Genomic DNA, 26896 nt, shown 5'->3' with positions numbered 1-26896 from the left:
TTATGCAGTATGATATAGACAAAATTAATGACATGATTAGCAGGTTTAAAAGACAGAATTTAAAACTTCAAGATATTACAATATATTATGATATGGATAATTGCTTAGCATTGTTTTCAATTCATGGCTTGGAAGAAAAGGCTTTATCAGAAATGGAGAATAGAGGTTACTTTGAAGGATTACCTGCATTAGACGATGGGACAAAGGTTATACCCGTACTACAATCTATGGGCGCACAGGTGAAAATACTATCAGCATGTATTAATACTGATTTTTGCAAACCTGAGAAAAGAGCATGGCTAGCCAAACATTTTCCAACAATAACTAATGACGATATTGTTTTATGTGAGGTTGGACAGACAAAAGCCCATATAATTGAATCAGCAGGCGGGGACCTTACCAAATCCATTTTAATAGATGATTACGGTCATAACTTGATAGGCTGGATCGATGCAGGAGGATTTGCAATTAAAAAAACTTTTTCAGGAAAAAGAAGAAACATACCAACAATAAAAAATCATGTTGAGATATTTAAGATTCTTTATGATTTAGATGTGTTAAATAAATAAGTCTAAATAAAAGCTACTAATACTGAAAAGTAATAGTAGCTTTTACTACTAACTAAGTGGATTTAAAGTTTTAGTATTTTATTTTGATAGAGACTTTACTGATGGCAGTTGTAATAAAACTGCTAAAATACCGGCGAATACGCCAATTACAATCCAAGGTGTGAACGCAGCTTTTATTCCATAAACATCAATCATTGCACCACTTCCAAAATTACCAATAGCTGCACCTATCCCCGATGCAAAATTAGCAACACTAAAATACACCCCTATTAGTTTAGGGTCTGCTATTGTACTCGTCACGCTATCTAAAACAGGCATAACAAACATTTCTCCGACAATAAAAATCAAAGCACAAAGCAAAAGAAAATAAAAACTATTGGCCCAACCTATTAAAGTGATTCCTATCCCTAAAAAAATAGTTCCTATAAACATTGATGTAGCATGGGTATGCTTTTCGAGAAAATGTTTTGAAACAAAAGGTTGAGTAATAATCACGAAAACACTAGAAATAGTCCAAATAATCCCTATTCGACTTGTATTTGTAAGTATTACTTCTGCTCTGAGCGGCAGTAATAATCCCAATTGAGTATGCAAAGCCCAAATACAAGCTGATATGACACTAAAGAGTAAAAAGCTTTTATCTCTAAAAACCCCTACGTATGAAGTTAACGTTAAAGTTGGACAAGGCTGGTCGCCACAATCTCTAGGCATAAAAATCCAAGAGGCTATCATTAATATTATATAAATAATACTAGAAATAAAGAAATTAAAATTAGTCGCAGTTAAAAGTACTAAAAGGCCTGATAAAGCAGCACCACCGTGGGCCGCAACACCTCTTAATGAAAAAGCTGTGGTTTTATTTTTCTCAGAAGCAACGTAGGTAATAGCAGCCTTAATTGTAGGTATATAAATACCTGTTCCAATACCATTTAAAGCTGAAAAACCGACTAGAAGATAGAAAGATTCAGTTAGTCCAAAACCTAAAAGAGCAATAGCCTGACTTAAATTACCAATAATAATTGTAATGTGATTTCCAAAACGACTACCAATAATCCCTGCTAAAATACTACCTAGTTGGATAAATAAAGATCCTGCTCCAATTACAATACCAATTTCACTCGGACTTAAACCTTTCGCAGTTTTTAACAATATAGGAAAGATTGGTACGATTAGATAAGCGGCAACATGAATAATTAAAATAGATGATAACAAAATCCACAAATCTCTATTTAAATTTACTTTTCTAATTCCAAACATAATAATTTAACCCCTTATATTGAGTCTGAATTTATCTTTTAGTATGTGATAAAAAATAAAATATAAACCAGTATATTGGATTGATTGTAAATACACGTTGTTAAAAAATTACTATGAAAAAAAGCATGTTAGAAAACATGAAAAAAAGGTATAAATGAATTAGATTATAAAACATTGAAATTATATACGGTTACTATGAGAAATGAGGGTGAAAAAAATGGATAAGAAAGTAATAATTGTGGGTGCAGGACCAGGTGGACTTACTGCTGGAATGTTGCTAGCCAGTCAAGGATATGATGTTGAGATCTTTGAAAAACAAAGCTATATTGGTGGAAGAACTTCTATGTTTGAGATGAATGGATATAAATTTGACTTAGGTCCGACATTCTTGATGATGAATCATGTTTTAGAAGATGTATTTAAGAAAACTGGTAGAGATATTGAAGATTATCTAGATATAAAAAAGCTCGATCCAATGTATCGTATCGTTTATGGAGACAGTGGAAGAGATTTTTATCCCTCCAGCAAACATGAAAAGATGGAAAGCGAAATCGAGAGATTATTCCCGGGAAATATTCCAGGTTATAGACGATACTTACAAAAAGAAAAGAATAAATATAATATTTTATTTGAGTGCTTAAAAGAGACATATTTAAAACCAGGAGATTTCTTAAAAAAAGAACTAATTAAGTCTATACCTTATTTAGGTGTAAGAAAAAGCCTTTTCGATGTATTGGGAAGTTACTTTAAAGAAGATGATTTAAAAATGGCTTTTACCTTCCAAGCTAAGTATTTGGGAATGTCACCATGGGAGTGTCCTGGGGCATATAGTATTATTTCTTATGTAGAGCATGATGGTGGTGTTCATCATGTTATGGGTGGCTTGGGAGAAATAACAAATGTGATGGCTAAGGTTATAGAGGAAGAAGGAGGAAAAATACATCTAAATACACCAATTAAAGAACTTTTAATTCAAAATGGAAAAGTGATTGGTGTTGAACTTGAAAATGGAGAAAAAGAACACGCGGAATACACCATAGTAAATGCGGATTTTGGTCACGCTATGACTAACTTGGTAGGTGAACAACATAGGAAGAAATATACAAAGAAAAAGATAGAAAAAAGTAAATATTCTTGTTCAACCTTTATGCTTTATTTGGGCGTTGATAAAATCTATGATATACCACATCATAATATACTTTTCTCAAATGACTATAAAAATAATGTCAACGAGATTTCAAAGAAAAAGATTCTATCTGAAGACCCCTCAGTATACATTCAGAATGCAGTTGTTACAGATGGAAGTTTAGCACCAGAAGGAAAATCGACAATTTATGTATTAGTACCTGTACCCAATAACACAAGTGAAATAGACTGGGAAAAAGAGAAAGCGTCCTTCAGAGAAAAAATATTAAACATTCTGGAGGAAAGAGGTGGACTATCAGACATAAAAGATCATATTGAAGTAGAGAGGATGGTAACACCCCTTGATTGGGAGGAAAAAATGGACGTTTATAAAGGTGCAGTGTTTAATCTGGGACATAATATCTCGCAGATGCTTTATTTCAGACCTCATAACCAATTCGAAGAGTTTGAAAACTGTTACCTAGTTGGAGGAGGAACCCATCCAGGAAGTGGATTGCCAACGATATTTCAGTCAGGAATTATTTCTACAGACTTAATCGTTAAACGTGATGCTAAGGACAATAAACAACCTAAAAAATATACAGCCAGTTAAAAAGTACAGCTATTAATTAATTCTATAAAAGAATAGTAATTTTGACAGTAATTTTTACTGTTAAATTGCTATTTTTTTATGTTTTTATAAAAAGCGAACAAATCTGGGAGAGATATATAATCTGTGGGTATATACATATATAGTAATAAAGTAAGTTGAATGAGAAGGAGTGGTCTAATGAAAAAGATATTAGTTGTGGATGATGAAGAAACCCTAAGAATGTTAATAGGTGATACCCTCGAAGATTTAGGATTTCTCATTGAGGAGGCTGAAAATGGAGAAATCGCTTTAAATAAAATTCAAAAAAATAATTATGATTTAATTATTTTGGATTATATGATGCCTAAATTAACAGGTTTAGATGTGGTGAGTAAACTAACTGAAGAAGAAAAGAAAAACACTAATATACTAATGCTAACAGCAAAGGCTCAAGAAAAGGATCAACAACATGCCTTTGAAAAAGGTGTGAAGTACTTTATGCCTAAACCCTTTAGCCCCATAGAATTATGTAATTTAGTGGAGGAAATTTTAAATGATTAATCTAAAAAACCCTATTGGGATAAGAAAGAAATATTTTAAGCGGGTTATTACAGTTCTATTAATAATTATTTTGCTGGCAGCAGCTACTGGTTTATACATAACCAGCTCACAAACTTTGTTGTATGAAGAACGTGAGGAAATTATGAAAAAGACCAAAGCTGTTGAAAACCTTGAAGATACCTTAGTACAGGTATTATTTAGAGCTCGGGGTTATTATGCTTTCCAGGATCCTTTAGAACTGGATAAACTTTATGACAATTTAGATGAATTAAAAGAACGAATAGAACAATTTAAAGGTCTACCCTTAACAGAAGAAGAAAAATCATTGCAACAGGATCTAGAAGAGTTTTATAACCATTATTCTAATGATTTATTACCTTTAGCTATTAATTATGTAGAAAACAATGATTATGATGCTTTAAGAGCGTTAGCCGGTGGTGGAGCGATTGTAACAGTAAATGAGTTTCTTAATTATACAATGCATTTTAAAGAGCGAGCAGATGAAATGCGTGATAAAAACTATGATAATATTTTAAACAAATTTAGTAACTTTAATATGATGATAGCTGGATTTGCAATTATAAGCATTTTATCACTCATCTATATAATTGGACGTATGCTAAAAGGGATAGTTATACCGATAGAAGAGCTAAGCGAAGCAACAAAGTCTTTGACTGTTGGAAACAAAATTAAACTGGAGAGTCGTAATCGTCAAGATGAAATAGGCTTTTTAAGTATTTCCTTTCAAGAAATGTCAGAAAAAATATACGAGAAGGAACAAGAATTAACAGCGCAAAACGAAGAACTGTTATCTCAACAGGATGAACTAGAAGAACAACAAGAAAAGCTAAAGCGTTATTTAATAGAAATTGAAAATATACAAAAAGCACTAGATAAATCCGCTATGCTTTGTGTTACTGATGCGAATGGGGTTATTATTAATGTTAATCAAAAATTTTGTGATATAACTCAATATAGCAAAGAGGAGCTATATGGTAATACAACACGTATATTGAAAAGTGGAGATCATAGAAAAGAATTCTATGATGATATGTGGCATATCATTAAAAATGGCGGTATATGGACAAAAGAAATGAAAAACAGAAAAAAAGATGGTTCTATATATTGGGTTAACGCAACGATTGTTCCATACCTGGATTCAAAGGGAGTACCTTATCAATATATATTAATTGGTGTGGATATTACAAAAATAAAAGAGATACAACAGCAATTGAAAATATCATTGGAAGAAACAAAAAAAACCAAAGAACAACTAGAGGTATATAATAAGTTAAATCATAATTTAACGCAAACATTAGAAAATGAGCAATTTATAAATATAGTTTTTCAATATTTACAAACTTTACTTGAATTTGATAAAGGCATTTTCTGGACAATGCCTGACAAGAAATTTGCAACTAAGGGTTTAACTAAAGAAATAGCCAAAACATTTTTAAATACAGGCTTGGATGATATATTAATGCGTGTTGGCAAAGAAAAATATTTTATAATAAAAAGGGAAGCAACACCTATGGAAAGAGGAATATCTGGAGAGCCATTTTATTGTTATGATTTATATACGGGAATATTTAATAGCTATGGAGAAACACTGGGAGTTTTTGCTGCTACAAGGTTAGGCAGACCCTATGAAGAAGGGGAAGTTACAGAAATAAATAGTTTAATGAAGCAACTCTCTCTAGCATTGGGGCAAATATTAATGTACCAAGAGGTTGAAAATGCAAAAAGATTAAATGAAAGCATTATTAATAATATAAATGAAGGTATACAATTTATTTCAGCTGAAGGAAATATGATTCAGCATAATCAACAATTAGAGAAAATTATAGATATAGAGGACTGTAAAAGTAAAGAAGTCGTTCATAGAGAGCATTGGATAAACTGCTTTACAAAAAATGTCCATGATAAATTACAATTAGAGGCTTATTATGAGGAAGCCCTACAGCCTTTATTTATTGGATCTAAGCATATGAGATATGCTGTAGAGGAAGGCAATGAAACACGTTTTATTGAAGTCTATTCCACAACTGTAACAAATAATAACGAAAAAACAGGAACGGTTTTTGTATATCGTGATATAACAAAAGAATATGAAGTAGATCAGATGAAATCTGAATTAGTTAGTACCGTAAGTCATGAATTAAGAACACCTCTTTCCAGTGTATTAGGTTTTACAGAGTTATTAATTGAAAAAGAAGTGAAGCCAGAACGACAGAAAAAGTATTTAAAAACAATACATAAAGAGGCTCAAAGATTAACTAATTTAATCAATGATTTTTTAGACTTACAAAGAATGGAATCTGGCAAGCAACAATATAGTATGGCACCTATTAAATTAAATGAAATAGTTATGGATATCGCTCTACAATTTAAACATGAACAAAGACACAACGTGTTTATAATAGATAAAGCGAATTATGTTAATGTATTAGCTGATAAAGATAGATTAATACAAGTATTTACAAACTTAATAAGTAATGGTATAAAGTTCTCTCCTCAAGGTGGAGATATTACAATTACATTAAAGAATAAAGATGAAAAACTAATGGTTTCTGTAAGTGATCAGGGTATGGGTATCCCTGAGAGTCAATTAACAACCTTATTTGAAAAATTTAAACGTGTAGATAACAGTGAAACTAAAAAAATTGGAGGAACTGGTCTAGGATTAGCAATTTGCAAAGAAATAGTAGAAGCTCATGGTGGGGATATTCGGATAGAGTCAGAGGAAGGAAAGGGGACAACAGTATACTTTACATTGCCGCTTAATCTCCAAGATATCAATGACCAGCCAGTAAAGGATAGTATTGATGAAAAAGGGGAACATGACTCCCAAAATAATAAAGTAATGATAGTAGAAGATGATGCGAGTCTTGCGCTATTACTATCAGAAGAGCTCAAGTCGAAAGGAATTACAGTGATTCATCATTATAACCCTAAAAGTGCTTACAAGGATGCATTAAAAACGGACTTAGTTGGAATTGTTGTGGACTTAATGTTAGAGGACGAAATGGATGGATGGGAGTTAATCAAAAAGTTAAAAGAGACAGAGAAAACTAAACTAACTCCAGTCATAGTATCTTCAGCCTTAGAAAAGTCAATTGAAAACATTAAAAAATATCAAATTACGGAGTATTTAGTGAAACCCTATCCACCGGATCAATTGACACAAACAATTTTAAAGATTATAAGATCCCATAAGGAATCAGGAGTGATTGCTGTGCCTGATAGACAAACTGATACTGTTGATATAACGAAAGGAGAGTCGGGTCATGAGTAAAGAAAAAATAGAACAATTGATAAAAAAAAGTCAGAAACAGTTCTTTATACAAAATAAAGGAGAAATTACTAACAAAATTAAAAGTTTAGTCTATTTAGTTTTGCAAGAAAGAAAAGAATCCTATGAGGATTTATATAGATATTTTCATAGCTTAAAGGGTACTGCAGGTACGTTGGGGATCAATACAGTTGCATCTATAGCAGAAGAAATGGAGATTATTCTTGAGAAGAATAGTAGTGAATATACGTATAACAATGACGACGTGGCTACTATTTTCAAGAGTTTAGGTAAAATTTTGATTGCAATAGATGAGTATTTAGACGAACCTACAGAAGATGAGTATTTAGACGAAACTACAGAGAGTATAACTGATGAAATAGTAACATTATCGTCGGATATAGATGAAAATCAAAAAATAAACTACTCTGGAAGAATTATTGTAATAGACGATGATATAGAAATGTTAAATTTTCTAGATAGTATTTTAACAAATTATGGTTATAAAGTTCTAATTTCATCTAATCCAGAAGAGGCAATGTCATTGCTAAAGACCGAGCCTTTTGATTTAGTAATTACAGATATTATGATGCCAGGGAAGACTGGGTTTGATATTCATAACTATGTTATAGAGGAAAAAATAGAAATCCCGGTTATTTTTCTAACAGGGTTACATGAACAAGATCTTAAATGGAAAGCACTGAGAGATGGCGTAGACTATTTTATTGAAAAACCCTTTGAACCAGAAGAATTATTAGCTCGTGCTGAAGGAATCATTAGAAAAAATACCAAGAAAAATCTAGATGTGTTCACTGATGAATTAACGGGAGCTTATAATAGAAAGTTCTTCACCAAACGTTTTGAAGAAGAAAAAGAGAAGCATAAAAGGCAGAATAAAATTTTATCAATTGCTTTTTTAGATTTAGATTATTTTAAGGAAATCAATGATACTTACGGGCATGTCTTTGGGGATGAAATCTTACAAGGTTTTGTTGAAACTATTAAAACAAAGTTAAGAACCTATGATGAGATTTATCGTTACGGTGGCGATGAATTCCTGATTCTTTTACCTGATACAAATGGGGAAGAGGCTTATAAAATGGTAGAAAGGATTCGAGAATCCGTCCAAAGGAAAACATATTACTCTGAGGATAATAAAAAAGAAATAACAATCTCTTTTAGTGCTGGAATTGCAATGATGCAAGATTACGACGTGTCTGTAACAGATATTTTAAAGCAAGGAGATGCGGCACTTTATATATCTAAAAAGAATGGTAGAAATCAAACAACCTATCAATATGAAGAGATTCAAACGAGACCCAAAAGAATTTTAGTAGTTGATGATGCTCAAATTGTTGTAAATTTAATTAAAACTAGATTAATTTATTTAGGATATGAAGTTGCATACGCAAAGGATGGAGAGGAGGCACTACAGAAAATCAAGTCTTTTAAGCCAGACTTAATGTTATTGGACTTGATGCTACCAAAAGTAAGTGGCCTTGAAGTACTACAAAGAATCAAAGAGGAGACAGTAGTAAATAAATTGAAAGTAATTGTTGTATCTGCAAGAAATAAAGAAAAGGATATTCTAAGTAGCTTTCATCTTGGTGCTAAAGATTTTGTCACTAAGCCCTTTTCATTAGAAGTGCTGGAAGAAAAAATTAAAAAACTCTTGTAAATATAAATGAGAATGGGTGTTCCGATGTTAAAGATAATAGAAAATTATATCGTTTATGTATTCTTAGTGATGATCACAGTCAATGTGTTTTTATTCTTACTATTGTTAAGCAAGAAAATCTATACTAAACTTTCGATAAGAAAGAAAAAGGTAATACAAGAAGAATATGAAAAGAGCTTAGCAACTTACATTGCTACAAATGAAAAAAAGGAATTAACAAAGCCATTTGGGTTTTTAGAAAGAAAAATATTCTTTGAAACCGTTATTAAGTATAGTTCTTATTTGGATGGGAATTCGAAAGAACGTTTATTAAATCTATTGGAAAAAGAAAAACTGATAAATTATATACAGAGAAAAATTAAAAGTAAAAATCCATGGAAAAGAAAGATTGCTGTGTACCAGGCTGGAGAAATAGGGATAAAATATGTTGTCCCTGAACTACTTAAATTACTTGATTCAAATGATAGGGAATTGGTATATATAACTTCTAGGACCCTAATCAAAATTAGTAATGATAAATATTTAAAGAATATTCTTGTACGTATTTCTAAAGGAAATATTATGGAGAAACCTAATGCAATAGCATTAGTAGATATGGTTGATGGAGATATTACAAATATTTTAGAAGAAGTGATGAGATTAGATTCCACATTTCTTAATGCCATTGCTTTAGAGATCTATGGAATTAGACAATACGAACAAGGCATAAAATGGATAAAACAAATGGTGTATCATCCTTTAAAAGAAGTAAGAATATCAGCTTTAAAAGGTGCTATTGGTTTAGGAGATATTAGTGAAGGGGAATATATTAATGCTTTACTAACTTTAAGCGTTGATGAAGATTGGGAAGTAAGGGTTTTTGTAGCTAAATTATTAAAAAAGATAAAAAATGCAGAAAGTATTAGCACTTTAGAGACAATGATAAAGGACCCTAATTGGTTTGTGAGACACAATGCTGGTCTTGCACTAATAAAACAAGGGGAAAATGGGTTAAGATCTTTAATTGATCTACTAAGCTCGGAAGATGTTTTTGCAAGGGATAAAGCATGGGAAGTTTTACAAAAAGAAATGGTTTTCCATAAGCTACTTGCGAAAATAGATGATGATGAGTTAAGGGAAAAACTAATGGAAAAAACGGCTATGACACAATTGGGGGAGAACTAAATGATTACTTTAATAAGATACTTTAATTACTTTATTTTATTCTATTTGTTGTTTGTAAATTTAGTGTATACTGCTTTTTTCATAGTATCTATAGGAAGTATTTATATAAGCAATAAAAAGGATAAGTATTGGTCTTATAAAGATATGATTGAGCTTAGTTATACCCCACCCTTATCGATTCTTGTCCCTTGTTATAATGAAGACGAAACAATTGTAGATAATGTCAAGGCACTTCTTAGCCTTGAATATGGTGAGTTTGAAATAGTAATTATTAATGATGGTTCGAAAGATAATACATTAAAGACACTAAAAGAAGCATTTAACCTTCAAAGCATAGATATCCCCTATCGTAAACAAGTTGATACAAAAGAGGTAAAGGGAATATACGTATCCAATCAAGTGGAAAATATTATTGTAATAGATAAAAAAAATGGTGGTAAAGCGGATGCGCTAAATGCAGGTATTAATGTGTGTCAGTACCCTCTATTCACAGCTATTGATGCCGACTCATTAATAGAGCAAGATGCACTTTTAAAAGTTGTTCGGCCTTTTATTGAAAATCCAAGTGTAGTGGTATCTGGTGGAACTGTACGCCCGGTTAATGGTTCTGTTGTTGATCAAGGTTTTATAGAAGAGATAAGACTTCCTAAAAATAATCTAGCAAGATTTCAGGTTGTAGAGTACTTAAGAGCCTTTTTATTTGGAAGAATGGGATGGAGCGCTATTAATGCCTTAATGATTGTTTCTGGTGCCTTTGGAGTATTTAACAAAAAAGTAGCGGTAGATGCCGGTGGGTACACATCTGATACAATCGGTGAAGATATGGAGTTAATCGTTAAAATTCATCGCATAATGAAAGAACAGCGCAAGAAGTATAAGGTTGCATTTATACCCGACCCTGTTTGCTGGACCCAAGTTCCTGAAGATAAAGCTACACTGAAAAACCAACGAAAGCGATGGCATAAAGGTCTTATAGATACAGTAATAAATCACAAAAACTTAATTTTCAACCCTCAGTATGGAGTTGTTGGTCTGCTTGCCATTCCCTATTATGTTTTGATTGAAATGCTAGGCCCTATAGTAGAAATAATAGGTTATATTTTTATCCCATTCTCATTAATATATGGAGTTATTAATTTAAGGTTTGCCCTGTACTTTTTTGCCCTTGCTGTAGGATACGGCATATTCTTATCTATTGGAGCTATTTTATTGGATGAGTATAGCTACAAAAAATATGAAAAAATCTCCGAATATTTAATACTAGTGTTGTATAGTATTCTTGAAAATCTGGGCTACAGACAATTATCCACTTGGTGGCGGTTTATAGCGATTTTTGAATACAAACGTAAAAACAATAAATGGGGAGATATGAATCGTAAAAAGTTTAATAACTAATCCTAAATTATTTTGTATGATTGATATAAAAAAGAATAAAAGTTTATTAAAGTAATAACTATTTATAGTGGTGGGGTTGTTCGTAATGTTCACAAAGATGAAATGAATCAACTAATACTTAGTGGAATTATTTCTTTGGCCCAATCCAGTAAAACAAAGATTCTGGCAGAGGGAGTAGAAACAAAAGAGGAGTTAGATTATTTAAAACAAGTAGGAGTAGATTTGGTACAGGGGTATTACTTTGCCAAACCAGCAGAAAAACCTAAGCTTAATATATCAAATTATTAAAAGACATATATTTAAGTCATATAATGTATTCTGACAAATAGTTTTAATAAAAATTTAGAGTTAGGGAGGAAACGGAATGTTTAAAAAATTCAAAAAGAAACCCTGTTGGGAAGCAGAAGAAATAATTAAATATGCAGAAACGCGCATGCAAGGTATACAAAAAGAAGAACCAAATGTTAAGTACCCTATACACAAAACTTTTATTAATTTCTTTAATAGATTATTTAGGAATGAATCAGAAATGAAGGAAGCAGCAAATGAGGTGTTAGATGTATCAATAGACCTAAGTAATTTTGATGTTAATATGGCACATATTTCAAAAAAACTAATTGAATTTGCCCAAGAAATGGCAGTGTTAAGTGAGTCTAATTTAGCGATTGTTGAACAGACTACGGCCAGTATGAACGAAGTGAATCACACAGTGCATGTTACCTCTGATACATTAAACAAACTGTCAGGTTCATCACAAAATTTGATGGATACAAATTATTCGAGCCAAAGACAATTAGAGGAAATTAACAGTTTAAAAGAAAACGTTATAAAAGATGCTAATGTAATGAATGAGAAAATTGAGCAGTTAGTTGATATGGCAATAAAAGTGAATGACATAGTTGAAGGAGTAGGGGCTATAGCAGAGCAAACAAATTTACTGGCATTAAACGCTTCAATAGAAGCTGCAAGAGCAGGTAATCATGGTAAAGGATTTGCTGTTGTTGCAGAAGAAATTAGAAAATTAGCAGATGACACAAAAACAAGTTTATCTGGTATGAAATCTTTTGTTAATAACATTCAAGATGCTGCTAAGGAAGGCAAGCAAAGTATGGTTAACACAATTGACTCTACTGAACATATGAGTCAAAAAATTGAAACAGTAACAGACACGATGAAGCAAAATGTTGAAATGCTTAAGAACACAATCAATGATGTCAAATATATTAATGAATCAATGGGTGGCATTGAAAAATCCACCGAGGAAATTAATTTAGCAATGGATGCCTCCAGTAAAGATGCTGAAAAGCTAAGTGAAATGACAGTAACAATACAAGAAGATGCTCAGCTGAGTGCTAAATATGCCAAAGAAATTTCTAGGATAGATGACCACTTATCAGCAACCGTAAAAAATATGATGAGCGCATTACACGGTGGGAGTAATGCCATATCAAATGATGAATTTTTAGAAAAAATTAATGCAGCAAAAGAAGGTCATATTGCTTGGATGGAAACCCTTAGAGAGATTGTATCTAATATGGAAACGCGACCGATACAAATTAATGGTTCAAAATGTGCCTTTGGCCATTTTTATGAAGCCATGCAAGTTACGCATCCATCTATAGATTCAGATTGGAAAGCCATTGATAGCGTACACAAGCAACTTCATAGGGTTGGTGAAACTGTATTAAAGCTAGTTGAGTCAAACGATAAAAATCAGGCTGAGGCGGAATACAACAAAGCAGATGCGCTCTCGAAAGAAGTGTTCAAGTATCTTAATAAAATTAGCGATAGCGTGAAGAGACAAACAGAAAAAGGAACTTTACTGTTCCAAGAAAATGAAAATTTTTTAATGCATAGCTGTGATGATATGGAAAGCTGTAGTCACACATAAATAAACTTAAAAACGAGTGTGGAGTATTATAAGCACAATAACTTATAGGTTTGCAATATATAAGTAGATAGATGATGTATATAAGCAGTATGTTTTAAAAAATAAATAATGATAGTGCAAGAACAAGGACAGATGATGATATCTGTTCTTTTGCTATCTTATATTGTTAGGCTATAAGTTTTGCAAGAAAATAGTTTATATTTTTTAACAATTATTTGAGTAGGTATTTACTTATATATTTTTCAAAAAACGTTTACCAATAATAGGACAACTATATAGTAAAGACTTAAGAATTCTAAAGAAAATAAGAGAAATATGTCGACTTAAATAAAATAAAGGAATATCTTATAAGATTATAGCGGTTGTTTTATACTATATAAAGAGGTATTATAGATATTGCACACAAAATATAGTATGGGGGAAATACATATGACTACAGCAATTAACAGTACACCAAGACCATTATTTCTTTCTGTGGAAGGACCAATTGGGGTCGGCAAAACAACCCTTACAAAAATTTTATCAAAACACGTAGATGCTTTTTCTCTTAGAGAGATTATTGAAGAAAACCCGTATTTAAAAGATTTTTATGAAAACATAGAGGAATACGCATTTCAAACAGAAATGTTTTTTTTATGTAATCGCCTTAAACAGCTTAGTGATGTTCAAACTAAAAAATTAGAACAAGGGATACCAGTTATAGCAGATTACAATATAATTAAAAATCTTATTTTTGCTGGTTTAACTTTAGATTTAAATCAGTTCCAAAAATATAAACAAGTTTACTCTATATTGATAGATGGACTAATACAACCTGATGTTATTATTTACTTACATGGTGATGTTGATTTTTTAATGAAGCGAATTGAAATGAGAGATCGTCCCTTTGAAAGAAATATGAGTAAACAATATATTTCTGACTTAAGTGATGAGTATGCACACTACTTTGCGCCTTGCTCATTAAAGCATTACTTTACAGAAATACCAAAAGTCATTTCTATTAATGTTACAAATAGAGATTTTGTAAATAATCCAGAGGATGTAAAATACGTCCTTCAGGAGATCAATAATGCAACGGGACAGAATTATTACCTGAAGGAGGATAAATGATGTTAACTAAATTAATTGTTCCTAACAAATTAGAACCAAAAGAAAGAAAAAATGGTGATGGATACTTTATTACTATATCTGGTAATGTTGGGGCAGGTAAGTCAACCTTTACTGAAATAATGGGAAATGCCTTAGAATTTAATACAAGTTTTGAAAAAGTTGTAGGAAATCCATACCTTTCTGATTTTTATGAAGATCAGTCACGTTGGAGTTTTCATCTTCAGTTATATTTTTTAAGTCAAAGATTTCAAGATCAAAAAAGAATTGGAGAACTTAATCAAAACCATATACAAGATCGAAGTATTTACGAAGACGTAGAGATTTTTGCTAAGTCATTACATGACAATAAAAAAATGTCTGACAGGGATTTTGACACATATTCAGAGCTTTTTTATTGTATGATGACACCCTATTTAGTTAAACCTGATTTAATGATATTTCTCGATGGAAGCATTGATACAATCTTAAAAAGAATAAACCAGAGAGGCAGAGAAATGGAACAAAAGATACCAAACGACTATTGGATTGACCTTCATAATCGTTATAAAAATTGGATTAAGAACTATACACATTCACCTGTTTTAGTAATAGATATTGATAAGGTAGATTTAATAGAAAAACCAGAACAAGTAGAAATTATAACAAAAGAAATAAAAAAAATACTCAAGTAGTGCTTTAATAAAAATAAAAGCCCTAACTTGGGTTTTTATTTTTAAAATCGACATTAACATTAAATTATGGAATCTGTTATAATAAAGTGCGTAGTGTTAGTAAAAAGGGGGCTAAAGTATGAATCGGGTCGCAGAAACAATAAAACAAGCGCGACAAAAAGCAAAAATGACTGAAAAAGAGTTAGCAAAGAAATGTGGCTTGTCAGCAAATTATATTATACAAATAGAATCCGGTAAAAAAGTTATCAATGAAAAAATAGCAGAGAATATCTTAAAGAAATTAGGCGCAAGTTCAGCGTTAACATTCCAAGATGAAATAAAAGAAGATACTCCAAGTGAAAATAAAAGAAAAAAAGATAATAGTAAAAGTAACATAAACGAACTTTATAGTGTCGAACCTAATGAACAATGGTCTGATGCATTAGCTAATATAATAAAAAGATTTCCTGTTTATGATTTAGTTTCTGATAAGATTGTAAAGTACAAAGAGTTGCCAGTGCTAGGTAAAAAAGTGGATGGATATCAATGGGATAAAATTATATTTATTCAATCATCCTCTAACGAAATGGAACAATTTCGTATTAACAAAAATGATATTGTTATGGTATATAAAACGAAAGAAATTCATAACAATCGGATATATCTAATAGAGCTGGATCAGAAAAAAATGATAAGGCAGCTAAGAAAAGAAGCTAATAGGAAAGTTGCATTATCCAGACAAGTGAAAAATGATCATACAGTTAGAGGTATAGATGAGATTAAGGTAATAGGTGAGTGTATAAAAGTTGAATTTGAATTAGTTAATAAATAATAAAATCAGATAGATAATATTCTATCTGATTTTGTTATTTGTGGATTAAAATTCAAGATTATAGTATAATTGACTGAAATCAAAATTTATCGATATTGAGGTGTAATAAATGAAATTTAAAAATAGTAAGAAGATATTAATAACTTTATTGCTTATGGTGACTATCTCCATATTAGTTGGTTGTAAAGGTGAAGTTACTGTAACTACTGATATTGAACCTTACGAACAAGCTGATAGCAATGAAGATTTCATAAAAAAAATACCTGTTGTTGATGATAATGAAATAAGCGTAGAAGACAAAAACGTAATAGGTACAAATGAAATGACTCTAACTAATGAAGCAACTAAAGAAGAACAAAACGTTATAGATACAAAAGAATCATCCATAGCCAATGAAGTAAAAGCAGATAAAACAACTAAATTAGAAAAAAGTATTGATAATAAAAATATTGAGCTAACTAATGAGAGTAACATGAAAGTAATCGATTACTTATTGCCTGAGAAAAATTCAAGAGAAAGAACAGAGACGATAACTCATATTATGATACACTTTATAAGTAATGTTGCATTAAACCCACAAAACCCTTATAAAGTTGATGATATATACAAAATATTTGATGATTATGGGGTTTCAGCTCATTATATGATTTGTAGAGATGGTGAAATTTATCGGCTTGTACCAGAAGATAGAGTAGCATATCATGCAGGTTCAGGAAATCTACCACTGTTTCCAGAATATGAAAATAAGCTAAATGATTATTCTATAGGGATTGAACTTCTTGCCATAGGAACAAAAGAAGAGATGTTATCAATTATTACAGAAGATACATATAGGTCTATTAATCCTGAGTTTATTGGTTATACTGATGATCAGTATAATGCACTTAATAACTTATTAAATGATATACACAACAGGCTTCCATCTATTCCAAGGAATCGTAAGCATGTAGTTGGACATGACGAATATGCGCCTGGTAGAAAAACAGATCCCGGTATTTTATTTGATTGGACAAGAATAGGTTATTAAATAAAAAGGAGTAGGAGTATGCAGTACTTTAAATATAATGAAGAAGCAATAGAGTATTTAAAAAAACAAGATCCAAAACTAGCCACTGTTATTGATCGTGTTGGTTATATTAAAAGAGAAATGAAGACAGATCCTTTTGAAGCCTTAATTAGTAGTATAATTAGTCAACAGATATCTACTAAAGCAGCACAAACCGTATTTAATCGATTTGTAAATACAGTTGGAGAGGTTAACCCTAAAAATGTAGTTGTAATAGATGAAGGATTAATTAGGGAATGTGGCATAAGTTTAAGAAAAATTAAATATATAAAAGGTATTGCAGAAGCAGTAACAACAGGGTTAGTTGATTTTAATTCATTTGATCATATGCAAAACCAAGAAATTGTTAATATATTAACTGAACTCGATGGGGTTGGTACTTGGACTGCTGAGATGCTCTTAATCTTTTCATTAAACAGACTAGATGTATTTAGTAATAAAGATTTAGGAATAAAAAAAGGTTTGATGGAATTACATCAAATAGAAACAGTTAAAAAAGAAATGTATAAGCAATATAAAAATTTATATTCTCCCTATGGTTCCGTAGCTTCCCTTTATTTATGGGAGGTAGCAGCTGGTAAATAAAAGAAGCACTTCTAATGAAGTGCTTCTTTTTTACTTTTGAACTTTATGATGGTATGCAAATAATCTGGCCAATTTGTAATCTGTCTGGATCAACACCAGGATTAGCCCTTCTAATTGCATCTACAGTAGTGTTAAATCTGCTTGCAAGATTGAAAAAAGTATCTCCAGCTCTTATCGTATAAGGAGTAGTTCCCGCAGGACATGTAGGCGGTGGTGTCGGGGCATCACAATCAACTCCAAGCGCAGTCCATGTGCGTATACCGACTATGCCGTCTACCACTAATCCTTTACTTCTTTGAAAAGCTCTAACCGCTGCTTCTGTTTTTGAGCCAAAAATACCATCGATTGGACCCGGATCAAAGCCAGCATCTCTTAAAAGCGTTTGTAGCTTTCTTACTGATTCAGTACGACTGCCGACTCTCAAAGTAGGGCATACTGGTGCAGGTGGTGGTGTAGTCTTAGGAACACAAATAACCTGACCAATTTGCAATCTATCGGGATCTACTCCAGGGTTGGCAGCTATAAGTGCATCTAGTGAGATATTTAATCTTCTAGCAATAGCAAAGAAAGTGTCCCCCGCTCGAATTGTATATGGTGTGGTTCCCTCAGGACATGTAATTGGCGGTGGTGTTCTAGGAACACAAATGACCTGGCCAATAAATAACCTGTCAGGATCTACTCCAGGGTTTGCTGCAATAAGGGCATCAAGGGATATATTATTTCTTCTAGCGATTGCAAAGAAAGTATCTCCCGCACGAATTGTATAAGGCATAGTTCCTTCAGGACACGTAGTAGGTGGTGGAGCTGTAGGTATACAAAGTTGTTGCCCAATCATTAACATATTTGGATTAACATTTGGATTTGCTGCTGCTATTGCCTCTATTGTTGTATTATATCTAATTGCTAGTCTGTAAAAAGTATCACCTGCTTGAACTATATAAGGTGTAGTACCTTGAGGACAAGGCATTTGGTTATAAAACATATTCTAATCTCCTCCTTTATATTATCTATATACTATGGCATCATAGTATACTATAATATATTCTTATGAGAAAAATTGGTTCCCTTAATCTAATGGTAAAATGTACTATTAAATTTATGCACAAAAAAGTCTTAAATAGTATAGCATAAATAATATAATATGTTATAATAATTCCTGTCAATAAGTAAAAGACCTAAGGGGGAATCATTGTGAATAATGAAAATAAGCTTATAAATATGATGAACGGAAAAAATAACGTGCATTTTAATTTATCAATTGACCAGCTCATGGAAATATCAGTAGAACGAGAGGGTGCAGGAATAGCAGATAATGGTGCTTTGAGTATTAACACCGGAAAATACACAGGCAGGTCCCCTAAAGACAGATTTATTGTAGATGAACCAACAGTACATGATTATATAAATTGGAATAAAACAAACTTAGCAATTTCAGAAGAGAAATTTGAGCGCTTGTATAATAAAGCGATCACATATATGGAAGAAAAGGAGTTATATGTTTTTGATGGTTTTGTAGGTGCTGATTTAAAATACAGAATGCCAATTAGAGTAGTGAATGAATTTGCTTATCAAAATTTATTTGCTCAACAAATGTTTATAAAGCCGAAAAATAGCGAGTTAGAAGAATTCACTCCAGGTTTTACAGTTATTGCTTTGCCAGATTTAAAAGCTGTACCTGAAGTTGATGGAACCAATTCAGAAGTCTTTATTATCATTAGTTTTGAGAAAAAAACAGTGTTAATCGGTGGAACAAAATATTCTGGAGAGATTAAAAAATCAATTTTTACAGTTATGAATTATTTATTACCATTCAAAGATGTACTACCTATGCACTGTTCTGCGAATGTAGGAGAAGAAGGCGATGTTACATTATTTTTTGGACTATCAGGTACAGGCAAAACCACGTTATCAGCAGATAAAGACCGAAAATTAATTGGCGATGATGAACACGGATGGACTGAAAATGGCGTATTTAACTTTGAAGGTGGATGCTATGCCAAATGTATCAATTTATCAGAAGAAAAAGAACCACAAATTTGGAATGCAATCCGAAAAGGTGCTGTTTTAGAAAACGTTGTACTAGATGAAGAAATGCATCCTAATTACGATGATGAACGTTATACAGAAAATACAAGAGTAGCATTTCCAGTAGAGCATATTGATGGAGCGCTTTTAGAAGGAAAAGGTGGTATACCAAATACCATTATTTTTCTGACAGCAGATGCAACTGGTGTTCTACCACCAATTTCTAGATTAACAAAAGAACAGGCAATGTATCATTTCATGTCAGGTTACACCAGTAAGCTAGCAGGAACGGAAAGAGGGATAGTTGAGCCAACAGCAACTTTCTCTACTTGTTTTGGAGAACCTTTTATGATACTAAAGCCGCAAGTTTATGCAAAGCTATTAGGAGAAAAAATTGATAAGTATAAAACAAAGGTATTTTTAGTAAATACTGGGTGGACTGGAGGTTCATTCGGCACAGGTAATAGAATGAATCTAAAATATACAAGAGCTATGGTAAGAGCAGCAATGACAGGAGAATTAGATAACGTTGCTTATATAACAGATCCTATCTTTAAACTTAAAATGCCAACAGAATGCCCGGGTGTACCCTGTGAAATACTAAACCCATCAAATACGTGGTCGGATGTAAGGGCATTTAATACCACAGCTAATGAGTTAGCAGCAAGATTTAATGAAAATTTTCTTAAGTTTTCAGGTGTATCCGAAAGTATCGTTCAAGCTAACCCAAAGAAGAATATTAAACAGTATCAATGCTAAGATAAAGTATAAATCAAAAAGATAAAAGCATCCTACAGGGTGCTTTTATCTTTTTAATTATAGCGTTGTAAGTATTACAAAGAAAAAATATAAAATATTGTAATTATTCAGAAATTATAATAGAATAGTTGAAATAGAAGTATCAATAAGAAGTATGTATTCCTCTTAGACTTGTTCGTATAGTCGAGATAGAGGAAGCATAGAATGGGGGATTAGTTTATGAAAATAGAAACGAAGTGTTTACATGAAGGGTACAGTCCAAAAAATGGGGAACCTAGAGCACTACCTATTTATCAAAGTACTACTTATACATATGATTCAACAGAGCATATAGGAAGATTATTTGACTTAACAGATGATGGACACATGTATTCAAGGATTTCCAATCCTACTGTTGCTGCTGTAGAAGAAAAATTAGCTGCTTTAGAAGGTGGTGTGGGGGCACTGTGCACTACGTCTGGACAAGCTGCATCTTTAATTAGTATCCTAAATATTATGAAAGCAGGAGATCATTTTATAAGTGCCTCAACGATATATGGAGGGACAATAAATCTGTTTGCAGTAACTTTAAAGCGCTTTGGAATTGAATGCACCTTTGTGGATCCAGAAGCATCAGCAGATGAGGTACAAAAAGCTTTTAGACCAAATACGAAAGCTGTGTTTGGAGAAACGATAGCAAATCCGGCTATATCAATTTTTGATATAGAAAAATTTGCGCAAATAGCGCATAAAAACAACGTACCTTTAATTATTGATAATACCTTTGCAACTCCAGTTCTATGTAAGCCTATTGAGTATGGCGCTGATATCGTTATTCATTCAACAACTAAATACATGGATGGACATGCAGTACAAGTTGGAGGCGTAATAATTGATAGTGGTAAGTTTAACTGGAAAAATGGTAATTTCCCTGAGTTTACAGAACCTGATCCATCCTATCACGGAATTATTTATACAGATAGTTTTGGTGAAGCAGCTTATATTGTTAAAGCTAGAGTACAGTTAATGAGAGATATAGGAGCATACCCTTCAGCAAATGCAGCATTTCTATTAAATTTAGGTTTAGAAACATTACCTATTAGAATGGAGAAACACTCTCGTAATGCAGAAAAGATTGCTGATTTTTTAAATGATTCAGATAAAATAGAGTTTGTTAATTATCCAACATTAAAAGAAAATAAATATAATGAATTAATGAAAAAATATTTACCTTTAGGTTGTAGTGGAGTTGTATCCTTTTCCATAAAAGGTGGGAGAGAAAATGCAATAAAATTTATGGATGCACTTACGCTTGCTTCAAATGTAGTACACGTTGCTGACATTCGTACTTGTGTTTTACATCCAGCTAGTTCAACCCATCGTCAGTTAACAGATAAGCAACTAGTAGATGCAGGTATTAGTCCAGGATTAATACGATTATCCGTAGGTTTAGAAAATATTGAAGACATTATTGATGATGTTAAACAGGCACTAGATAGGATTAACTAATTAATCAACAAAAAACAAAAAAACTGTCCCTCCTGCATAGAAGGGACAGTTTTTAAATCTTTAATAAGTGTTTAGCAGTGAGGATTTTTTCTTTAATTCCCTAACTAAATTTTGAATTTGAGGCATGAATGAAACAACAATACAAATTAATAAATCAACACCTAAAAATGATCCATTATAAATTAGAGAGTACAAGGCAACCGGGGTGTCACCAGCATAGTGACCAAAGAAGATAATACCGGATAAGAAATGCATTATGAACCTACCAAAAGTACCAATGACTAGAGCTACTATTAAATTTTTGCGATATAGCCCTGCTAGCCCTAAAAATCCAAAAGCTAACGGATAGTCTATAATGATTTGTGCCCAATGGACAACGTAGCTAGCTTGAATATACTGCAATAATCCATATGCAACACCAGCTATAATTCCAGGTAATGGACCGAATACAACAGCGTAAATAACCATTGGTAGCATACTCGCTGGCGTAACACTACCCCCTTGTGGCAGTCTGTATAACCTAATATTGGATAGTACAAATGAAAGTGATATACATAAACTCCCATAAACCATCATTTTGGTAGTTAGATTTACTTGTTTACGTTTTTTAAACATGATAATACCTGTAATACCAATAATAAAAAGTACAGCAAGAATTGCTAAAGTTGTTTCATTAAGCTCTAAAAGTTTTTTAAACATATTTCTCCTCCATTTAAGTATTTATCACTAGAAGCCGATTTCTTCAAATAAAAAAACATGAAAAGAAAGTCTTTTCATGTTAATAAATCCATGTAAGAGCTTCCCTGCGCAGGTATTAACCTACAGGTTCGAAGGGTTGGACATATCCTCTCAGCAAAAGCACCCCTGGCGATATATTGTTGAGTATAGTATACCAAATTAAAAGTCATTAAGCTACAAAATTTTATGTTTGACAAAGTGGAAACAATAAAATGAAAATGCTGTCGAATTAATGGTGCATCACTAGTAGATAGTATGTTTAAGATTAATAATAGTTCATAAGGGTAAAAATACAATGGTAATAATAAATAAAATTAGGAGGAAGAAGGAATGGCTAAAATATTTTCAGAACTTAAAATTAAAGATATGCACCTAAAAAATAGAGTTGTAATGGCACCTATGTGTATGTACACTTCAGATCAAAGTGGTTATGCAAATGACTGGCATTATGCCCACTACATTACCAGAGCAGTTGGTGGAACAGGTTTAATCCTGATGGAAGCAACAGCAGTAGAAAGTAGAGGGAGAATTTCAGACAGAGACCTAGGGATATGGAATGATTCTCATATAAAAGAATTGAAAAGAATTGTAGAAGGTTGTAAATCAGAAGGAGCAAAGATAGGAATTCAACTAGGTCATGCGGGGAGAAAATGCACAGTTACGTCGGAAAGCATTATTGCTCCTAGTCCTTTGGCTTTCGATGAAAAGTCAAGAGTCCCTGTAGAAATGACTAAAAATGATATTAATCAAGTAATACAAGCTTTTAAACAAGCTGCTGCAAGAGCCTTTGAAATCGGGTTCGATGTAATTGAGATTCATGCAGCTCATGGCTATCTTATTAATGAATTTTTATCACCTTTAAGCAATCATCGGAAAGATGAATATGGTGGTAATTTAGAGAAAAGAGCACGATTCCTTAGGGAGATTATTCAAGAAGTAAGAAAGGTGTGGCCAAAGGAAAAGCCATTGATCGTTAGGGTTTCAGCTGAGGATTATCACGAAGAGGGGAACCATCCTAATGATTTATCCGAAATCTTAAATGCTGTAAAAAATGAAGGTGTTGACGTTGTCAATGTAAGTTCTGGTGCAGTTATACCAGCAAAAATTGAAACATATCCAGGGTATCAAATTAAGATGGCAGAAATGATTAGACAAGAAACCGGCTTATATGTAATGGGCGGTGGGTTAATAAATAATCCTGAGATGGTAGAAGAACTTATTCAGAATGAACGGGTAGATTTAATATATCTAGGACGAGAACTTTTGAGAAATCCCTATTGGACACTTCAAGCAGCAAGTACTTTAAAACATGAAATTCTGTGGCCACAGCAGTATGAAAGAGGTAAGAAATAAGCAGTTTACGAGAAAAGCGCTCATAGAGGTATGGTTAGAAAATAAAGCCTACCTACATGAGCGCTTTTTATATGAAGATTTAATTATATGATTGCAATAAAATCAAGAAGCTTATTCTTTGCTAGTTTAGGATAAAGCATAAGTTGCGTTCTTAGATTTTTGATGTTTAAAGCTTGTTTACTATCTTTAACATCACTAACACACCAAGAAGCGAAGTGCTCACAGTTGTTGTTTCGAATATGATATCCACCAAAAGATGTGTTAAGTTGTTCATAAGCCCTTTGAACAACTTGTTCTTTATTAAATTTATAGGGCACAGTATGGTCAATTTCTATAACACCATCTTTTTGAAAATCACTTAGGCTAGCCTTTCTTATACATCCATTTTTTTGCTCTAGAATACTATCACAAATAAAATGGATAACGTACCCATCTTCTACCTCAATACCGTAATGCTTATAGTAACAAATACGAGCAAGAAGCTCATCAAGTACTGTAGACTTATTATTCCTTCTATTATCAAAAGACTTTAATCCTAGTGGTTTTCTAATTACATAAATAATATCACCTTTCACTGTGATCCTCCCTCAAAAAACTTATTTAATTGTATAGAGCTAAAAACATATAAGACTTACTAATTATAGCACAGCAAAGCCATAAGAGGTACTTATTTTTTAGAAAATTTACAAAAAAAGTTAATGAATTTATTTAAAATAGTTGACAAATAATAACTAGTGCTATATAGTTAACTACACAAGTAATTAACTAACTAATCAACTAGGAGGTGAATTGTTTTGCATTTAAATTTTAATAGCGAGAAACCTATATATTTGCAATTAGCAGAAGCAATAGAAGATGACATATTAAAAGGTATTTTTTCTGAAGAATCAAAAGTGGTTTCTACAACTGAATTATCAGTAAATCTTAAGATAAATCCAGCTACAGCTGGAAAAGGGATAAATCTACTAGTTGATGAAGGAATTTTATATAAAAAAAGAGGTGTAGGGATGTTTGTTGCAAAAGGAGCAAAAGAAAAAATCCTAAACAAGAGAAAAAAAAATTTCTATAATGGATTTATTATTGAATTATTAGAAGAAGCAAGAAAACTGAATATAAGTAATGATGAAATTATAAAAATGATCGAAGGGAGCGAGCGTTTAAAATGAGTATCATAACAATCAAAAACTTAACGAAATATTATGGTAGAACAAAAGCTTTAGAAAATATAAATTTAACAATAGAAGAAAACAAAATTTATGGTCTGCTCGGAAGAAATGGAGCAGGGAAAACAACACTATTAAATATTATAACAAACAAACTTTTTCCTTGCGAAGGAGACATTCAGGTCAATGGTGAGTCTGTATTTGAAAATGAAAATGTCTTAAATAAAATATTTTATATGATGGAAAAAAATTTATATCCTGAAAGTTTGAAGATTAAGGAAGTTTTTAGTTGGACCCGGGCTTTTTATCCGAATTTTGATATGGACTATGCTAAAGAGCTATCCCAAAGATTTGGTTTAGATACTAATAAAACAGTAAAAGGACTTTCAACAGGATACGCTTCAATATTTAAAGCGATTACTGCTTTGGCTTCTAACACCGAGATACTAATATTAGATGAGCCTGTGTTAGGATTAGATGCTTACCATAGGGATATGTTTTACAAAGTACTCTTAGAAAACTATCTTGATAAACCAAAAACAATTATTATTTCTACACATTTAATAGAAGAAATAGCAGATGTACTAGAAGAGACGATTATTATAAAATCTGGTCAGATTATTGAACAAAGATCAGTAGAAGATCTTTTATTATCAGCCTATACTGTATCCGGGGAAGAATCAAAAGTTGATCAGTTTATCCAGGAAAAGAACTACGTGGGCATTGAAACAATGGGCAAGTTTAAATCAGCAACTGTCATAGAACCTTTAGATAACAATATAAAGAGTCAAGCAAGAAGTTTAGGTTTAGATATATCAAAGCCTGAATTACAGAAATTATTTATAAACTTAACAAATTCATAGGAGGGATAAGATATGAATACCACTTTTAATATAACAAAGTATCACTTTAGAGACTTTAGAAAAGCAATTATGATTTTTTACGCCATCATACTAACACTAGGTTTGTTTATGGGTTATGCAACAAATCAAAATCCTAACTCAAGCTTCAGTGGGTTTGGTGGTATCACAGTCATTTTCTTATTTATTTTAGCATTAAATAGTTTTAAACCTAATTTTAAATTTATGTTGGCTAATAATATATCAAGAAGACGACAATTTTGGGGCTATATGCTGACCATAGCAACATTGAGTTTCATGATTACAATAGTAGAAGTTATACTAAATAACTTTTTTATGCGTATTGGAAACTATCATAGTATGTTTTATCAAATATTTCAAGAAAACCATGTATTTAAAGATTTAGTATGGACATTTTCTTATTTTAGTTTTGCTATAGCTTTAGGACTAGTAGTTACAATGATCTATTATAGATGTAATAAAATGATGCAATTTGTTGTTTCTTTAGTTCCAGTATTTCTGATATTTATGCAAATAATGATTCACAGAATTACAAATGGCAGAGGATTAGATAGTATTAATAATATATTAAGAATTATAGGAGAAGTTCATAGTGCTTTAGGAGGGTATACCTTTTCCGTTGTAAGTTTTCTACTGGGTACAATTCTACTTTGCGGAGCATGTTTTTTACTTATTCGTAAGATGCCGATTAAAGAATAAACGATTAAAATATGAAACACCTA

General features: G+C 31.9%; 24 protein-coding genes. 20 read left to right on the top strand and 4 right to left on the bottom strand.

The window, feature by feature from the left end:
- Nucleotides 1-2: 2 nt before the first annotated feature.
- A complete protein-coding gene (locus RH915_RS06175) occupies nt 3-569 on the top strand; it encodes a 5' nucleotidase, NT5C type (RefSeq protein ID WP_310478634.1) in 567 nt (188 codons plus the stop codon).
- Between the two features lie 78 nt (nt 570-647).
- Here the strand turns inward: RH915_RS06175 and RH915_RS06170 are convergent, their stop codons facing one another.
- Nucleotides 648-1826, bottom strand: a complete 1179-nt coding sequence (locus RH915_RS06170; RefSeq protein ID WP_310478633.1) for an MFS transporter — start codon at nt 1824-1826, stop codon at nt 648-650.
- A 217-nt stretch (nt 1827-2043) separates the two neighbouring features.
- Here RH915_RS06170 and RH915_RS06165 point away from each other — a divergent pair, with 217 nt between their 5' ends.
- The 13 genes from RH915_RS06165 to RH915_RS06105 all read left to right on the top strand — a co-directional run bounded on the left by RH915_RS06165 (nt 2044) and on the right by RH915_RS06105 (nt 17767).
- Nucleotides 2044-3564 (top strand): phytoene desaturase family protein, encoded by a 1521-nt coding sequence (locus RH915_RS06165; protein WP_310478632.1) that lies wholly within the window; start codon nt 2044-2046, stop codon nt 3562-3564.
- Between the two features lie 177 nt (nt 3565-3741).
- On the top strand, nt 3742-4104 hold the full coding sequence (locus RH915_RS06160) for a response regulator transcription factor (protein ID WP_310478630.1): 363 nt from the start codon (nt 3742-3744) through the stop codon (nt 4102-4104).
- Nucleotides 4097-7399, top strand: coding sequence for an ATP-binding protein (locus RH915_RS06155; protein ID WP_310478628.1), 3303 nt, complete (start codon nt 4097-4099; stop codon nt 7397-7399). Before RH915_RS06160 ends, RH915_RS06155 begins: the two co-directional genes overlap by 8 nt.
- Nucleotides 7392-9074 (top strand): response regulator, encoded by a 1683-nt coding sequence (locus RH915_RS06150; RefSeq protein ID WP_310478626.1) that lies wholly within the window; start codon nt 7392-7394, stop codon nt 9072-9074. Before RH915_RS06155 ends, RH915_RS06150 begins: the two co-directional genes overlap by 8 nt.
- A 24-nt stretch (nt 9075-9098) precedes the next feature.
- A complete protein-coding gene (locus RH915_RS06145) occupies nt 9099-10238 on the top strand; it encodes a HEAT repeat domain-containing protein (protein WP_310478624.1) in 1140 nt (379 codons plus the stop codon).
- On the top strand, nt 10239-11633 hold the full coding sequence (locus RH915_RS06140; protein ID WP_310478622.1) for a glycosyltransferase family 2 protein: 1395 nt from the start codon (nt 10239-10241) through the stop codon (nt 11631-11633).
- Between the two features lie 45 nt (nt 11634-11678).
- The gene (locus RH915_RS06135) at nt 11679-11921 is read left to right on the top strand and encodes an EAL domain-containing protein (RefSeq protein ID WP_310478668.1); all 243 of its coding nucleotides are present in this window, start codon (nt 11679-11681) and stop codon (nt 11919-11921) included.
- A gap of 76 nt (nt 11922-11997) precedes the next feature.
- Nucleotides 11998-13524 carry a methyl-accepting chemotaxis protein gene (locus RH915_RS06130; protein WP_310478621.1) on the top strand — a complete coding sequence of 509 codons (1527 nt, stop codon included), beginning with the start codon at nt 11998-12000 and terminating at the stop codon, nt 13522-13524.
- A 429-nt stretch (nt 13525-13953) separates the two neighbouring features.
- Nucleotides 13954-14634 carry a deoxynucleoside kinase gene (locus RH915_RS06125; RefSeq protein ID WP_310478620.1) on the top strand — a complete coding sequence of 227 codons (681 nt, stop codon included), beginning with the start codon at nt 13954-13956 and terminating at the stop codon, nt 14632-14634.
- Complete coding sequence (locus tag RH915_RS06120) at nt 14634-15305, top strand: deoxynucleoside kinase (RefSeq protein WP_310478618.1); 672 nt, start codon at nt 14634-14636, stop codon at nt 15303-15305. The genes RH915_RS06125 and RH915_RS06120 overlap by 1 nt, the downstream gene beginning before the upstream one ends.
- Before the next feature lie 118 nt (nt 15306-15423).
- The gene (locus tag RH915_RS06115; protein WP_310478617.1) at nt 15424-16116 is read left to right on the top strand and encodes a helix-turn-helix domain-containing protein; all 693 of its coding nucleotides are present in this window, start codon (nt 15424-15426) and stop codon (nt 16114-16116) included.
- A 109-nt stretch (nt 16117-16225) separates the two neighbouring features.
- A complete protein-coding gene (locus RH915_RS06110; RefSeq protein ID WP_310478615.1) occupies nt 16226-17143 on the top strand; it encodes an N-acetylmuramoyl-L-alanine amidase in 918 nt (305 codons plus the stop codon).
- A gap of 18 nt (nt 17144-17161) precedes the next feature.
- Nucleotides 17162-17767, top strand: coding sequence for a DNA-3-methyladenine glycosylase family protein (locus RH915_RS06105; protein ID WP_310478613.1), 606 nt, complete (start codon nt 17162-17164; stop codon nt 17765-17767).
- A gap of 43 nt (nt 17768-17810) precedes the next feature.
- Here the strand turns inward: RH915_RS06105 and RH915_RS06100 are convergent, their stop codons facing one another.
- Nucleotides 17811-18749 (bottom strand): LysM peptidoglycan-binding domain-containing protein, encoded by a 939-nt coding sequence (locus tag RH915_RS06100; protein ID WP_310478612.1) that lies wholly within the window; start codon nt 18747-18749, stop codon nt 17811-17813.
- A gap of 209 nt (nt 18750-18958) precedes the next feature.
- Between RH915_RS06100 and pckA the strand changes: the two genes are divergently transcribed.
- Nucleotides 18959-20551 carry a phosphoenolpyruvate carboxykinase (ATP) gene (pckA, locus tag RH915_RS06095; protein WP_331618324.1) on the top strand — a complete coding sequence of 531 codons (1593 nt, stop codon included), beginning with the start codon at nt 18959-18961 and terminating at the stop codon, nt 20549-20551.
- 219 nt (nt 20552-20770) lie between these two features.
- Nucleotides 20771-22039, top strand: a complete 1269-nt coding sequence (locus RH915_RS06090) for an O-acetylhomoserine aminocarboxypropyltransferase/cysteine synthase family protein (protein WP_310478610.1) — start codon at nt 20771-20773, stop codon at nt 22037-22039.
- Nucleotides 22040-22099: 60 nt separating this feature from the next.
- Here the strand turns inward: RH915_RS06090 and thiT are convergent, their stop codons facing one another.
- Complete coding sequence (thiT, locus tag RH915_RS06085; protein WP_310478608.1) at nt 22100-22738, bottom strand: energy-coupled thiamine transporter ThiT; 639 nt, start codon at nt 22736-22738, stop codon at nt 22100-22102.
- Nucleotides 22739-23107: 369 nt separating this feature from the next.
- Here thiT and namA point away from each other — a divergent pair, with 369 nt between their 5' ends.
- A complete protein-coding gene (gene namA, locus RH915_RS06080; protein WP_310478606.1) occupies nt 23108-24130 on the top strand; it encodes an NADPH dehydrogenase NamA in 1023 nt (340 codons plus the stop codon).
- A gap of 83 nt (nt 24131-24213) precedes the next feature.
- Here the strand turns inward: namA and RH915_RS06075 are convergent, their stop codons facing one another.
- Nucleotides 24214-24705, bottom strand: coding sequence for a lecithin retinol acyltransferase family protein (locus RH915_RS06075; protein ID WP_310478604.1), 492 nt, complete (start codon nt 24703-24705; stop codon nt 24214-24216).
- Nucleotides 24706-24924: 219 nt separating this feature from the next.
- Between RH915_RS06075 and RH915_RS06070 the strand changes: the two genes are divergently transcribed.
- Genes RH915_RS06070 through RH915_RS06060 form a run of 3 tightly spaced genes read left to right on the top strand, consistent with a single transcriptional unit; the run spans nt 24925 to nt 26873 of the window.
- Nucleotides 24925-25296 carry a GntR family transcriptional regulator gene (locus tag RH915_RS06070; protein WP_310478602.1) on the top strand — a complete coding sequence of 124 codons (372 nt, stop codon included), beginning with the start codon at nt 24925-24927 and terminating at the stop codon, nt 25294-25296.
- Nucleotides 25293-26156, top strand: coding sequence for an ABC transporter ATP-binding protein (locus RH915_RS06065; protein ID WP_310478600.1), 864 nt, complete (start codon nt 25293-25295; stop codon nt 26154-26156). The genes RH915_RS06070 and RH915_RS06065 overlap by 4 nt, the downstream gene beginning before the upstream one ends.
- Before the next feature lie 12 nt (nt 26157-26168).
- On the top strand, nt 26169-26873 hold the full coding sequence (locus RH915_RS06060) for a hypothetical protein (protein ID WP_310478599.1): 705 nt from the start codon (nt 26169-26171) through the stop codon (nt 26871-26873).
- Nucleotides 26874-26896 lie beyond the last annotated feature (23 nt).

Source organism: Serpentinicella sp. ANB-PHB4 (assembly GCF_031432315.1).
Classification (GTDB): domain Bacteria; phylum Bacillota; class Clostridia; order Peptostreptococcales; family Natronincolaceae; genus Serpentinicella.
The sequence above is the reverse complement of the archived record's forward strand: the minus strand, read 5'-3'. Positions and strand labels throughout refer to the sequence as shown.

Coding starts and splice junctions, on each gene's coding strand:
- RH915_RS06060 (WP_310478599.1), top strand. CDS start 26,169: ATGAATACCACTTTTAATATAACAAAGTATCACTTTAGAGACTTTAGA.
- RH915_RS06065 (WP_310478600.1), top strand. CDS start 25,293: ATGAGTATCATAACAATCAAAAACTTAACGAAATATTATGGTAGAACA.
- RH915_RS06105 (WP_310478613.1), top strand. CDS start 17,162: ATGCAGTACTTTAAATATAATGAAGAAGCAATAGAGTATTTAAAAAAA.
- RH915_RS06170 (WP_310478633.1), bottom strand. CDS start 1,826: ATGTTTGGAATTAGAAAAGTAAATTTAAATAGAGATTTGTGGATTTTG.
- thiT (WP_310478608.1), bottom strand. CDS start 22,738: ATGTTTAAAAAACTTTTAGAGCTTAATGAAACAACTTTAGCAATTCTT.
- RH915_RS06130 (WP_310478621.1), top strand. CDS start 11,998: ATGTTTAAAAAATTCAAAAAGAAACCCTGTTGGGAAGCAGAAGAAATA.
- RH915_RS06125 (WP_310478620.1), top strand. CDS start 13,954: ATGACTACAGCAATTAACAGTACACCAAGACCATTATTTCTTTCTGTG.
- RH915_RS06140 (WP_310478622.1), top strand. CDS start 10,239: ATGATTACTTTAATAAGATACTTTAATTACTTTATTTTATTCTATTTG.
- RH915_RS06100 (WP_310478612.1), bottom strand. CDS start 18,749: ATGTTTTATAACCAAATGCCTTGTCCTCAAGGTACTACACCTTATATA.
- RH915_RS06120 (WP_310478618.1), top strand. CDS start 14,634: ATGTTAACTAAATTAATTGTTCCTAACAAATTAGAACCAAAAGAAAGA.
- RH915_RS06090 (WP_310478610.1), top strand. CDS start 20,771: ATGAAAATAGAAACGAAGTGTTTACATGAAGGGTACAGTCCAAAAAAT.
- RH915_RS06115 (WP_310478617.1), top strand. CDS start 15,424: ATGAATCGGGTCGCAGAAACAATAAAACAAGCGCGACAAAAAGCAAAA.
- RH915_RS06145 (WP_310478624.1), top strand. CDS start 9,099: ATGTTAAAGATAATAGAAAATTATATCGTTTATGTATTCTTAGTGATG.
- RH915_RS06110 (WP_310478615.1), top strand. CDS start 16,226: ATGAAATTTAAAAATAGTAAGAAGATATTAATAACTTTATTGCTTATG.
- RH915_RS06155 (WP_310478628.1), top strand. CDS start 4,097: ATGATTAATCTAAAAAACCCTATTGGGATAAGAAAGAAATATTTTAAG.
- RH915_RS06150 (WP_310478626.1), top strand. CDS start 7,392: ATGAGTAAAGAAAAAATAGAACAATTGATAAAAAAAAGTCAGAAACAG.
- RH915_RS06165 (WP_310478632.1), top strand. CDS start 2,044: ATGGATAAGAAAGTAATAATTGTGGGTGCAGGACCAGGTGGACTTACT.
- RH915_RS06160 (WP_310478630.1), top strand. CDS start 3,742: ATGAAAAAGATATTAGTTGTGGATGATGAAGAAACCCTAAGAATGTTA.
- namA (WP_310478606.1), top strand. CDS start 23,108: ATGGCTAAAATATTTTCAGAACTTAAAATTAAAGATATGCACCTAAAA.
- RH915_RS06175 (WP_310478634.1), top strand. CDS start 3: ATGCAGTATGATATAGACAAAATTAATGACATGATTAGCAGGTTTAAA.